Source organism: Streptomyces sp. NPDC107765 (assembly GCF_055657085.1).
On record NZ_JBVKBL010000019.1, the window covers coordinates 102,190 to 114,010 of the forward strand.

The window sequence follows — 11,821 nt, forward strand, 5'->3', positions numbered from 1 at the left end:
CAGGCACGCCTCGGCGCGTGGGGCGGGTCCGGTGGGCCGGCCTGGCCGACCCGGGCGACACGCCTGGCGCGATGAGTGACTTTACTGGGGTTTCGTCGTCGGGCCGACGGGAAGGCCCCCGCGGGCCGGCTGAGCGGACCGGGATGCGCGGTGCCTGCCCGGGCCCCTACAGTGCGGGACGGTCTACAACACTGTAGACGAACGAGGGGAGGAACGATCCATGACCGCGGCCCCGCTCCGCCGCCGCTCCACCACCGCCGCCGCGCGCGCCCCCGCCCCGGCCGCACCCCAGGACCCGCCGCCGGCCGCGGACGAACCCGGCGGCACTCGGCGCGACGCCTACTTCGACAATGCCAAATACCTGGCCATCGTATGGGTGGCGATCGGCCACGCCTGGGAGCCGTTCTACGCCGGAAGCCGGACCTCGGCCGCGCTCTACCTCGTCCTCTACGCCTTCCACATGCCGGCGTTCATCGTCATCTCCGGCTATTTTTCCCGGAGTTTCACTTTCCGCCCCGACCAGCTGCAGCGGCTGATCACCGGCATCGCCGTCCCCTATGTCCTGTTCCGGACGGCTTACGCCCTGTTCCGTTACGCGGCCGGTGATCAGCCGGACCTCTCGGTCGGCCTGCTGGATCCGTGGTTCCTCACCTGGTTCCTGCCGGCGCTGTTCATCTGGCGGCTCACCGCCCCGCTGTGGCGGATCATCCGCCTGCCGGTGCCGGTCGCCCTGACGATCGCCGCGCTCGCCTCGGCCTCCCCGGAGATCGGCAGCGATCTCGATCTCCAACGCGTGCTGCAGTTCCTGCCGTTCTTCGTGCTGGGCCTGTGCCTGACCCCCGAGCACTTCCGCCTGCTGCGGCGCAGGGCGGTGCGGATCGCGGCCGTGCCCGTGGTGCTGGGTGCGACCGCCTTCGCGTACTGGGCCGTGCCGCGGATGAACGACGCGTGGTTCTACCACACCGACAGCGCCCAGAAGCTGGGAGCGCAGTGGTGGGGCGGCATGCTGATGCAGCTGGCCATGTTCGGCTGCTCGCTGGTGCTGACCGCCTGCTTCCTCGCCTGGGTGCCGGGCCGCCGGATGTGGTGCACCGCCCTGGGCGCCGGCACCCTCTACGGCTATCTGCTGCACGGCTTCCTGGCCAAGGGCTCGCGCTGGTGGCACTGGTACGACGCGGCCTGGGTCGGTACGCCGTGGGGCCACGTCGTGGTGACGCTGATCGCCGCCGTGGTGGTGACGCTGCTGTGCACCCCGCCCGTACGGCGGGTCTTCCGGTTCGCGGTGGAGCCGCGGATGCCCTGGGCCTTCCGCCGGCCGCCCCGCGGCCGCGGAGCTCCCGGCGGGGAGCAGCAGTACTGTTGGCGTGGCTCATACGTGCCGTAACAGCCCCGACTTTGGCCGACCGGCTGCTTGGCGGCCGGGATCGTATGCGCCATGAGAGGGCCGGCGCCGTCCGGCCCGGGCCGAACCGACCCAGCAGAGGCGCCGATCATGGACACCGCCGCGGCGGCATCACCACCCCGTACCGGCATCAGCCTGCGCCAGCTGCTGATGTCGCTGGGCGAGCCGCTGGTCGAGCTGCAGGCGGCGCCCGCCGGGCTGGACGTCGAGATCCGCAGCGTCGCCCTGCTCGACCCCGAGGACCCGCCGATGGCCCGCCCCGGCGAGCTGATCCTCGCCATAGGCGCCCGCGGCCGCGCCGCGTTCCCCGCGCTGCGGGCCGGCGGGCGCGACGGGGCGGCCGCGGTCGCGGTCAAGCTCGACGCCCCCGGCCAGGCCGCGGCGCTCAGCGAGACCGCCGTCGAGGCCGGGATCGCGCTGCTGTCCGTCCGCAGTGAGGCGCGCTGGGAGCAGATCGACGCACTGGCCCGGGCGGCCCTGGAGAGCGCGCCGCCGGGGCTGCCCGGAGCGGGCGACGAGGAGGGCGACCTGTTCTCGCTCGCCCAGACCACCGCCGTCCTCACCGGCGGCATCGTCAGCATCGAGGACACCGCGAACCGGGTGCTGGCGTACTCCCGCTCCACCGACTCCGACGAGGTCGACGATCTGCGGCGGCTGTCCATCCTGGGCTGGCACGGCCCCGAGGCGTATCTGGCCCGGCTCCGGAAGTGGGGGGTCTTCCAGCGGCTGCGCGCCTCCGACGAGGTGATCCGCATCGACAGCCATCCGGAGCTGGGCATCCGCGCCCGGCTCGCGGTGGCGATCCGGGCCGGGGAGCGGCAGCTGGGCACCATCTGGGTGCAGGAGGGCTCGACGCCGCTGACCGACCACTGCGACCAGGCGCTGCTGGGCGCGGCCCGGGTCGCCGCACAGCATCTCGTGCGCCGCCGCCGGGAGCTCTCGGCGGACGTCACGCTGACCCGCACCCTGGCAGCCGGACTGCTGGAGGGCACCACCGGGCCGCAGCCGCTCGCCTCCCACCTGGGCCTCGACGCCGCCCGCCCGGCGGCCGTCCTGGGCTTCTCCTACGGGCCCGAGGCCCCGCCGCCGGAGCTGGCCCGCGCCGAGGTCGGCAACCTGGTCTCGGTGCACACCGCCGCCCGGCACCGCAGCGCCCTGGTCACCCAGGCCGACTCCCGGACCTATGTGCTGCTGCCGCAGCTGCCGCGCAGCATCGACCTCGGCACCCTGCGCTGCTGGGGGCAGGAGATCACCGACGCGGTCCGCCGCCACCTGGGGCTGTCGTTGCGCGGCTCGGTCGGCTGCATCGTGCCGGCGCTGGGCGAGGTCCCCGAGTCGCGGCGGGAGGCGGACCGCATCCTGGACGCCATGATGAGCGTGGGCGTCGCCACGACGGTCGCCGCGCTGCCGGACATCCAGGCGGAGGTGCTGGTCAGCGAGGTGCTGACGCTGCTCTCCGGCCATCCGGAGATGCGAGATCCGCGGCTGACCGCGCTGGTCGCGCACGACAGCCGCAACCAGGGGCAGCTGGCCGGGACCGTGCTCGCCTATCTGAACGCCTTCGGCGACGTCCGGGCCGCCGCCGCCGAGCTGCACGTGCACCCCAACACCCTCCGCTACCGGATCCGGCGGGCCGAGGAGCTGACCGGCCTCGACCTCAGCCGCCCCGACCAGCGCCTGCTGGCCATGCTGCAACTGCGGCTGCCGCCGGCCCCCTGATCCGTCACCGAGTGCAGCGGCTGTCGGTCGGTAAAACTCCTAGACTGGGCGAGACGCTTCGTTGAGCCGACGGACTGGCGATCATGAGCTCCGACAAGGCACGACCGGGCGGTTCCGGCCGGGCAGGTGACCTCGCGAAGGCGGCCACGGCCGAACTGGACGCACAGGGGCTGATCATCTCCTGGACCGTGGCCGCGCAGCGGCTGCTCGGCTACCGGGCCGAGGAGATCCTCCACCACCCCGCTGCGGAACTGCTGGCGCTGCCCGGCGACAAGGAGCGGGCGGCCGCGGTCGCCGCGTGGTGCCGGACCGGCGACGGCTGGGGCGGTTCGGTGGCCGCGCGCCACCGCGACGGCCGCGATCTGCAGCTGGCCGTCCAGGTCACGCCGGTGCTCGACGGCGCCGGCGGGGAGCGGTGGTCGGTGTTCGCCCTGGAGGAGTGGCGGACGCCGGGCGGCGGGGTCAACCAGCTGATGCTCGAACCGTTCCTGGCGCACGCCCCGGTCGGCATGGCCGTGCTGGACACCGAGCTGCGCTACGTGTGGGTCAACGACGTGCTGGAGCGGCTGATCCCCCTCGAACGCCGGCTGGGGCGGACCGTGGACCAGGTCCTGCCGCCGCTGGAGGCGGAAGCCTTCCACGAGCGGATGCTGCGGGTCCTGCGCACCGGCACCCCGGTGATGGACTACGAATTCCGCAGCCCCACCTATGCCGACCCCAGCCAGGAGCGCGCCTACTCGGCGTCCTTCTTCGGGCTGGCGGATCCGCAGGGCCGGCGGATCGGCATCTGGTACATGGTCATCGACGTCACCGAGCGCTGGCGGGCGCAGGAGCGGCTGGCCCTGCTGAACGACGCCAGTGCCCGGATCGGCAGCACGCTGGACGTCACCCGCACCGCCCAGGAGCTGGCCGAGGTCGCGGTGCCGGCGCTCGCCGACTTCGTCGCCGTCGATCTGCTGGACTCGGTCCTCCGCGGCGACGAGCCGGTGCCCGGGCCGGTCGACAGCAGTCTGCTGATGCGGCGCTGCGGCCAGCAGTCGGTCAACGAGGGCTGCCCGGAAGCGGGGCTGGCGGTCGGCGAGGCCGTGCAGCGCTCCCCGGCCTCGCCCATCACCCGCTGTCTGCTGGCCGGCGAGTCCCTGGTGGAGACGGCCCTGGACCAGGCGACCAGCGCCTGGGTGACCGAGGACCCGGCACGCGGCGCGGTGATCCGTGCGTACGGGTTCCGGTCGGTGATGGTGGCGCCGGTGCAGGCCCGCGGGGTGACGCTGGGCGCGGCGACGTTCTTCCGCTCGCGCCGGCTGGGGCCGTTCACCGCGGACGACGTGCGGCTGGCCGAGGAGCTGGTGGCGCGGGCCGCGGTGTGCGTCGACAACGCGCGCCGCTACACGCGGGAGCGGACCGCGGCGCGGGTGATGCAGCAGAACCTGCTGCCGCACGAACTGACCGGCGGCTCCGCCCTGGAGGTCGCGTCGTGGTACTTCCCGGCCGACGCGCCGAGCGGGGTGGGCGGCGACTGGTTCGACGTGATCCCGCTGTCCGGCGCCCGGGTGGCGCTGGTCGTGGGGGACGTGGTCGGTCACGGCATCAACGCCGCGGCCACCATGGGCCGACTCCGGACGGCGGTGCACACCCTGGCCAACCTCGACCTGCCGCCCGACGAGCTGCTGGCCCGGCTGGACGACCTGGTCATCGGCCTGGTGAAGACCTACGGCGCCGAGCCGGCACCGGACACCGAGAACGCCACGGTGGCGGCCACCTTCCTGGGCGCGACCTGTCTGTACGTGGTCTACGACCCGGTCAGCCGGCGGTGCTGCCTGGCGCGGGCCGGGCACCTCCCGCCCGCGGTGGCCGGGCCGGACGGCACGGTCGAGCTGATCGACCTGCCCCCCGGTCCACCGCTGGGGCTGGGCTCGCTGCCGTTCGAGGCGGTCGAGCGTGAGCTGCCCGAGGGCAGTCTGCTCGCCCTCTACACCAACGGAATGATCGAGACCTGCGATCCGGACATCGGGGTCGGGCTGGCCCGGCTGAGCGGCGCGCTGACGTCGCCCGGGGCGACGCTCACGGACATCGGCGGCCGGGTGGTCAAGGCGCTGCTGACCGGGCCGCCGTCGGACGACGCGGCGCTGCTGCTGGCCCGTACCCGTGCGCTGGGTGCGCACCAGGTGGCCTCCTGGGACCTGCCCGCCGACCCGGCCGTGGTCGGCAACGCCCGGGCGCTGGCCGGCCGGCAGCTGGCCGCCTGGGGCATGGAGGAGCTGCAGTTCACGACGGAGCTGGTCGTCAGCGAGCTGGTCACCAACGCGATCCGGCACGGCACCGGCCCGATCACCCTGCGGCTGATCCGGCAGGACGGGCTGATCTGCGAGGTCTTCGACGGCGGCAGCACCGCGCCGCATCTGCGCCATGCCCGGACGACCGACGAGGGCGGCCGCGGGCTGTTCATCATCGCCCAGACGACCCGGCGCTGGGGCACCCGCTACACCCCGACCGGCAAGATCATCTGGGCCGAGCAGGACCTGCCGTCCGAGGCGGAAGTGGCGTGACGGCCCGGCCCGGCAGCGGGCGTCGCGGGCCGGCGCACCCGTCCGGCCCGGTCACGGCCGCGGGCGTTCCAGTACGTCCTTGAGCGTCGCCAGTTCGGTGTCGACCAGGGCGGCCTGTTCGAGGAAGTCCTCGTCGGAGAGGGTCGGCGGGCGGAAGAACGTGATCATGAAGTCGGCGCCGGCGCCGTTGGGCACGACGCGGGCGGGCACCTGCCAGGAGGCGGTGTCGTCGAGGTAGTCGTGGTCCAGGACGCCCAGGGCGGCGTGCGGGCGGATCCGGAGCCTGGCGGGCCCGTGCGGGGTGGACATCCGCCACCACTGCGGGTCCTCGGTGGGTTCGACGGACCGGACGTTCACCACGGCCCACTGCGGCCAGTTGGCCGGGTCGGCGAGGAAGGCGAACACCTCGTCCGGCGGGCGGTCGATGGTGACGGTCTTGGTGACCGAGCGACTGGTGTTCATGGCGGGCCTTTCTGGTGCCGTACTGTGCATATAGACAACACATTGCTACTCTGACAAGACGTTGTCAATATGCGGGAGGCGGCCCGGGAAGGGCGCCGGAAGGAGGACCGAGTGCCGGACGAAATGGCCCTACTGGTGGCCGATGTCTTCGAGGCCGCCGGGGCGCTGCGCCGCCTGGGCGAGCGCACCGCGCAGGCGGAAGGGCTCACCCAGGCCAGGTGGCAGGTGCTGAGCGTGGTGTCGGACGCGACCGTGACGGTGCCGCAGGCGGCCCGGCGGCTCGGGGTCAGCCGGCAGAACGTGCAGCGGGTGGCCAACGACCTCGCGGACCTGGGCCACCTCACCTTCGAACCCAACCCGGACCACCGCGGCTCCCCGCTGCTGGTGCTCACCTCCGAGGGGCGGCGGGCGCTGGCCCGCGTCACGGAGCGGGCCACCGCCGTCCACCGCGCCCTGGCCCCCGCGCTCCCGGCGTCCGCGGTCACCGACACCAGGGCGTTCCTGCACCGGCTGCTCGCCGAACTGGACCGCCGGGAACGCGCCGAGGGCGGGCGCGCCCCGCACCGGAGGGAACCCTCGTAGGCGGTCGGCAACGGATTCCGCATTGGCCGGTCGCACAGCCATCAGGGGTGACTTTGTCGGCCCTCACAAATACGCCGCAGCGCATCGCCACATACGCTGACGCAAATCCATTCGGACGTGATGACGCTCACCTCTCACGAGGAGGCCGGGCACGCTGCGGCGGCGCGATCAGCGCTCCCCACCCGCGCGAGCATCCGGAATCCGCGGCCCCGTGCCGCCGCTTCCGACATTCGACAGGGCCATGATCGCCACCTGGTAGCACCCGGCCCCGTCGTGCGTCCATACCGAGGCGATCCCAGCAGTCACCCATGCATGACCCCTCCAAACCCTCAACGGATGTCGCAATGAGCACACCTCCCCAGAGCCATCTGACCGCTCCGCCCGCACCCCCGGAAGGCGGGTCGGCGTCGCAGCAGTCAGGACTGCGCTCCGGCCTCAAGAACCGCCACCTGTCCATGATCGCCGTGGGCGGCGTCATCGGCGCGGGCCTGTTCGTCGGCTCCGGGTCGGGCATCGCCGCGGCCGGCCCCGGCATCCTCCTGTCCTACGCCCTGGTCGGCGCGCTGGTCGTGTTCGTCATGCGGATGCTCGGCGAAATGGCGGCGGCCAACCCCACCTCCGGCTCCTTCTCCGCGTACGCGGACCGGGCGCTCGGCCGCTGGGCGGGCTTCTCCATCGGCTGGCTGTACTGGTTCTTCTGGGTCGTCGTGCTCGCCGTGGAGGCGACCGCCGGTGCCGCCATCCTCACGAGCTGGGTCCCGGCCGTCCCGCAGTGGGCCTGGGCGCTGATCGTGATGGTCGTCCTGACCGCCACCAACCTCGCCTCGGTCGCCTCCTTCGGCGAGTTCGAGTTCTGGTTCGCGGGCATCAAGGTCGTCGCCATCGCCGCCTTCATCGTCCTGGGCGGCCTGGCGATCTTCGGCGTGCTGCCCGGCACCGGCCACGCGGCGACCGGCTTCGGCAACCTGACCTCGCACGGTGGGTTCCTGCCCCACGGGCCCAGCGCGATCCTCACCGGCGTCCTGATGGTCGTCTTCTCCTTCATGGGCTCCGAGATCGTCACCCTCGCCGCCGGTGAGTCCGAGGACCCCGAGCGCGCGGTCACCAAGGCCACCAAGAGCGTGATCTGGCGGGTGGGCATCTTCTACCTCGGCTCGATCCTGGTCGTCGTCTCCCTCCTGCCGTGGAACGACCCCTCGATCACCAAGAAGGGCTCCTACGTCGCGGCCCTGGACTCCATAGGCATCCCGCACGCCGGCGAGATCATGAACGTCATCGTGCTGACCGCCGTGCTGTCCTGCCTGAACTCCGGCCTCTACACCGCCTCGCGGATGGCGTTCTCGCTCGGCCAGCGCGGCGACGCGCCGAAGAGCTTCGCCCGGACCAGCGCGCGCGGCGTCCCGCAGGCCGCGATCCTGGCCTCGGTCATCTTCGGCTTCGTCGCGGTCGGCTTCAACTACCTGTGGCCGACCACCGTCTTCCAGTTCCTGCTGAACTCCTCGGGCGCGGTCGCGCTCTTCGTGTGGCTGGTGATCTGCTTCTCGCAGCTGCGGATGCGCGGGATCATCCTGCGCGAGAACCCGGACAAGCTGGTCGTACGGATGTGGCTGTTCCCGTACCTGACCTGGGCCACGATCGCGATGATCACCTTCGTGCTGGCCTACATGCTGACCGACGACAGCGCGGGCGGCGGCCGCATCCAGGTGCTGCTGTCGGTGCTGCTGGCGGTCGTGGTCGTCGGGATCTCCCTGATCCGCGACCGGATCGGCGGCAGGTCCGACAAGACGGCGGGTCTCGCCCGCTAGCAGAAAGCGAACCCGTAGGGGCGGTGGTGTGCACGGCACGCCACCGCCCCGTACCATCCCTTCACCGCCGCCCCCCGCCGCCCACGACTCCCCTCCGGAAGGCCAGCCCACGACGATGCCCGTCTTCAGACGCCGCAAGGACAACGTTCCCCGGATGGCCCCGGAACTCGACGACGTCACCCTGGGCCGGACCCGGAAGCGCGTCGAGACCGCCTGGTCCCGCGGCTCGCTGGACACCGCCGTGATGGCCACGATGGGCCAGCTGCTCGACGACACGGGCGAGGACTGGGACCGCAGGGCGCACCGGCTGGCGGTGCTGGCCGCGTCGGCCGGCCGGGGGCTGCCCGGCATCTGGCGGCGGCACAGCCCGCACGACCCGGGCGCCCTGCTGCTGCACGCCTGGTCCGATCTCCTCCGGGCCCGCGAGCCGGGTTCCGCCGTCGATCTGGCCGAGACCCGGGAGACCTGCCGGATCGCGGCCGATCTGGCGCCCGCCGATCCCACACCGTGGACCCTGCAGCTGGCCGTGCTGCGGCTGGAGCGCCGCCCGTCCCAGGAACTGTCGGCGATCTGGCGCGAGATCAAGGCCCGCGACCCCTGGAACCGCGAGGCGCACCTCCAGGCCCTGGGCTACCTCTCGCCCGACGAGTGCGGATCCAGCGCCCTGGTGCTGGACCTGCTCGACGGTGTCCGCAACAGCATGCCGCCGGACGCCCCCGCCGCCGGCCTGGAACTGACCGCGCTGGTCCGCGCCCATCAGCGGGCGGTGGCCACCGGTGGGCTGTCCGCCCTGGGCGCGGGCGAGATCTGGCGCCGCCCGGACGCCGCCCGGGCCCTCGACCAGGCGGCACGGTACTGGCCGGCCCCCGGCTACCTGCATCACGCCCAGGCCATGGCGGACCTGAACGTACTGGCCTACGCCCTGATCAAGTCCGCCCGGATGACCGAGGCGGCGATCGTCCTGCGGGCCACGAAGGGCATCGCCACGCCCTGGCCGTGGAGCCTCGACGGCGAGCCCCTGGAGCGGTTCACGCACCACTTCGAGCGGGCCACGGCGGACAAGTAGGGCGGGCGCCCCGCGTCCACGTCCTTGTCCGGGCTGCTGGAACCCGTAACGGCCTGTCCGATTGCGGGGCATACGTACGGGCAGTAGCCGGAACGGGTGGAATGCGGGGCTCATTCCGGTCTCTCCGGAGTGTCCCGCTGTCGTACCGGGGATCCCTTCCTGAAGAGCCTGGGGAGATCCGTATGCGGGACACCGTCAGCACCGGCCGCTCCGCGGCGACACGGGGCCGGCGCGTGCTGTTCCTGATCGCTCTGCTGGCCCTGCTGCACGCGGCGTTCGCCCCGGACTCCCCGGAGGCGCCGCCGGCCGGTGCCGTTGCCGGGGCCTGCGCCACCCGGGCCGCGGCCCCCGTCGCGTCCGCACCGGCCGAGCGGCCGTGCGCCGCGCAGGCACCGGTACTGGCGTCCGCCGACGACGACCACAGGCATCCGGGCAGCGGCGTCCGCCACCGGTGCGAGGGGTCGGTCTGCCATCTGCGCCACCACGTCCCGACCGGGGCGGCCGGCAAGGCGCTCGGGGCGTCACCGGTGGCGGCCGCCCGTACCGCGAGCGGCGTCCCGGTGTCCGGTGCCGCCCGCGCCTTTGCCGCCGCCGCGCCTTCGGGGGGCGTGACCGTTCTGCGCTGCTGACCGGGCCCGGCCGCGCCCGCCTGCCCCCACCCCTCGAGGGGACACCGGGGCGCGGCCGGCGCGGCCTGCCGCCATCCGCCCACAGGACCGGCACCGCAGGAGAACCGGTATGCCCCGCGACATCTTCGGGGCCCTGGGCGCGCTCGTCCGCGCCGAGGCCTCGCGCACCGTCCCCCACCCGAAAACCCCTCCCCCGGCCACCTCACCGCCGCCCGGCCGGCCGCCGTCGGGCGGCCCGGCCGATCCGGCGCCGGGTGCCCCGGACGCGGCGGACACCGCGGCCGCGCCGGGCGCCGGCGCCCCCGCCGTCCGCGAGCGCCGGCGGCCGCTGACCGCGCTGCTGCGCACCCTGCGCCTCCGTCGGAAACGCCGGGCCGGCCCGCCCGACGGCCGGAGCGCCTCGGCCTCCTGACGAGAGGGGGCGGGCAACGACTGACGAGGTGAGCCGGGCGACAAGGCCGGGGCGGCGTGCCCCGGGAGCCCGCCCGCCGGCGCCGCAGTACGCGCTCCGCTCCCGTTTGTCCGCCTCCCTGCCCGGCGCGATGCTGGACGCATGGCCGCACACACGGCCGGAGCCCCGGCGCCGGTCTCCGGCCCGGAGCTGGCGTCCGCCTGGGCCGTCGGACGGCCCGGTCCGGTGGCCTCGGGGCCGCTGGTGGCGGTGCGGCGCCCCGTTCCCGCGCCGGGCCCCGGCGATCTGCTGCTGCGGGTCGAGGCGTGCGGGGTCTGCCGTACGGATCTCCATCTGGCCGAAGGGGATCTGCCGCCGCGCCGCCCGTCGACCGTACCGGGGCACGAGATCGTCGGCCGGGTCGTCGCCACGGGGGCCGCGGTCGGCCGGTTCCGGGTCGGTGACCGGGCCGGCGGGGCCTGGCTGCGCGGCACCTGCGGGGGCTGCCGTTACTGCCGGGCGGGCCGCGAGAACCTCTGTCCGGCCTCCCGGTACACCGGCTGGGACGCCGACGGCGGGTTCGCCGAGGCCGCCCTGGTCCCCGCGGACTACGCCTATCCGCTCCCGGAGGACCACAGCGCCGTGCAGCTGGCGCCGCTGCTGTGCGCCGGGATCATCGGCTACCGGGCACTGCGCCGCAGCGCGCTGCCGCCGGGCGGCCGGCTCGGCATCTACGGGTTCGGGGCCTCGGCGCATCTGGCCGCGCAGGTCGCGCTGGCCGAGGGCGCCCGCGTCCATGTGCTGACCCGGACGGCGGCGGCCCGTCAACTCGCCCTCGACCTGGGGGCGACCTCGGCCCGCGACGCGTACGACCGGCCGCCCGAACCGCTGGACGCGGCGATCCTCTTCGCGCCGGTGGGCGACCTGGTGCCGGTGGCACTGGAGGCACTGGACCGGTCGGGCACCCTCGCCATCGCCGGGATCCACCTCACCGACATCCCGGTGCTCGACTACCAGCGCCACCTTTTCCACGAGCGCGATCTGCGCAGCGTGACCTCCAACACCCGCCAGGACGGCGAGGAGTTCCTGCGGACCGCGGCACGGATCGGCATCCAGGTCACCGCCAGTCCGTATGCGCTCGCCCGTGCGCCGCAGGCGCTGACCGATCTGGCCGCAGGCCGGGTGCGGGGCGCGGCGGTGCTGGTGCCCACCTGACCGG

Annotated in this window: 10 protein-coding genes; 9 read left to right on the forward strand and 1 reads right to left on the reverse strand. The window is 73.9% G+C overall.

The window, feature by feature from the left end; translation table 11 throughout:
* The first annotated feature begins 220 nt into the window (after positions 1–220).
* The 3 genes from ACZ7MX_RS34240 (at position 221) to ACZ7MX_RS34250 (ending at position 5,667) form a co-directional block, all read left to right on the forward strand.
* On the forward strand, positions 221–1,384 hold the full coding sequence (locus ACZ7MX_RS34240; RefSeq protein ID WP_472137891.1) for an acyltransferase family protein: 1,164 nt from the start codon (positions 221–223) through the stop codon (positions 1,382–1,384).
* Positions 1,385–1,492: 108 nt separating this feature from the next.
* A complete protein-coding gene (locus ACZ7MX_RS34245) occupies positions 1,493–3,121 on the forward strand; it encodes a helix-turn-helix domain-containing protein (protein ID WP_472137893.1) in 1,629 nt (542 codons plus the stop codon).
* 83 nt (positions 3,122–3,204) lie between these two features.
* Positions 3,205–5,667, forward strand: coding sequence for a SpoIIE family protein phosphatase (locus ACZ7MX_RS34250; protein ID WP_472137895.1), 2,463 nt, complete (start codon positions 3,205–3,207; stop codon positions 5,665–5,667).
* A gap of 51 nt (positions 5,668–5,718) precedes the next feature.
* On the opposite strand, the gene ACZ7MX_RS34255 is transcribed toward ACZ7MX_RS34250, so the two are convergent.
* A complete protein-coding gene (locus ACZ7MX_RS34255) occupies positions 5,719–6,129 on the reverse strand; it encodes an SRPBCC family protein (protein WP_472137897.1) in 411 nt (136 codons plus the stop codon).
* Between the two features lie 111 nt (positions 6,130–6,240).
* Between ACZ7MX_RS34255 and ACZ7MX_RS34260 the strand changes: the two genes are divergently transcribed.
* The 6 genes from ACZ7MX_RS34260 (at position 6,241) to ACZ7MX_RS34285 (ending at position 11,817) form a co-directional block, all read left to right on the forward strand.
* Positions 6,241–6,711: a MarR family winged helix-turn-helix transcriptional regulator gene (locus ACZ7MX_RS34260; protein WP_472137899.1), complete on the forward strand. Its 471-nt coding sequence runs from the start codon at positions 6,241–6,243 to the stop codon at positions 6,709–6,711.
* A 344-nt stretch (positions 6,712–7,055) separates the two neighbouring features.
* Complete coding sequence (locus ACZ7MX_RS34265; RefSeq protein WP_472137901.1) at positions 7,056–8,516, forward strand: amino acid permease; 1,461 nt, start codon at positions 7,056–7,058, stop codon at positions 8,514–8,516.
* 115 nt (positions 8,517–8,631) lie between these two features.
* On the forward strand, positions 8,632–9,582 hold the full coding sequence (locus ACZ7MX_RS34270; protein WP_472137903.1) for a hypothetical protein: 951 nt from the start codon (positions 8,632–8,634) through the stop codon (positions 9,580–9,582).
* 182 nt (positions 9,583–9,764) lie between these two features.
* Positions 9,765–10,211, forward strand: coding sequence for a hypothetical protein (locus ACZ7MX_RS34275; protein WP_472137905.1), 447 nt, complete (start codon positions 9,765–9,767; stop codon positions 10,209–10,211).
* Positions 10,212–10,320: 109 nt separating this feature from the next.
* A complete protein-coding gene (locus tag ACZ7MX_RS34280; RefSeq protein ID WP_472137906.1) occupies positions 10,321–10,623 on the forward strand; it encodes a hypothetical protein in 303 nt (100 codons plus the stop codon).
* Positions 10,624–10,764: 141 nt separating this feature from the next.
* On the forward strand, positions 10,765–11,817 hold the full coding sequence (locus tag ACZ7MX_RS34285) for a zinc-dependent alcohol dehydrogenase family protein (RefSeq protein WP_472137908.1): 1,053 nt from the start codon (positions 10,765–10,767) through the stop codon (positions 11,815–11,817).
* Positions 11,818–11,821: the final 4 nt, after the last annotated feature.

Coding starts and splice junctions, on each gene's coding strand:
- ACZ7MX_RS34280 (WP_472137906.1), top strand. CDS start 10,321: ATGCCCCGCGACATCTTCGGGGCCCTGGGCGCGCTCGTCCGCGCCGAG.
- ACZ7MX_RS34275 (WP_472137905.1), top strand. CDS start 9,765: ATGCGGGACACCGTCAGCACCGGCCGCTCCGCGGCGACACGGGGCCGG.
- ACZ7MX_RS34240 (WP_472137891.1), top strand. CDS start 221: ATGACCGCGGCCCCGCTCCGCCGCCGCTCCACCACCGCCGCCGCGCGC.
- ACZ7MX_RS34265 (WP_472137901.1), top strand. CDS start 7,056: ATGAGCACACCTCCCCAGAGCCATCTGACCGCTCCGCCCGCACCCCCG.
- ACZ7MX_RS34245 (WP_472137893.1), top strand. CDS start 1,493: ATGGACACCGCCGCGGCGGCATCACCACCCCGTACCGGCATCAGCCTG.
- ACZ7MX_RS34285 (WP_472137908.1), top strand. CDS start 10,765: ATGGCCGCACACACGGCCGGAGCCCCGGCGCCGGTCTCCGGCCCGGAG.
- ACZ7MX_RS34270 (WP_472137903.1), top strand. CDS start 8,632: ATGCCCGTCTTCAGACGCCGCAAGGACAACGTTCCCCGGATGGCCCCG.
- ACZ7MX_RS34250 (WP_472137895.1), top strand. CDS start 3,205: ATGAGCTCCGACAAGGCACGACCGGGCGGTTCCGGCCGGGCAGGTGAC.
- ACZ7MX_RS34255 (WP_472137897.1), bottom strand. CDS start 6,129: ATGAACACCAGTCGCTCGGTCACCAAGACCGTCACCATCGACCGCCCG.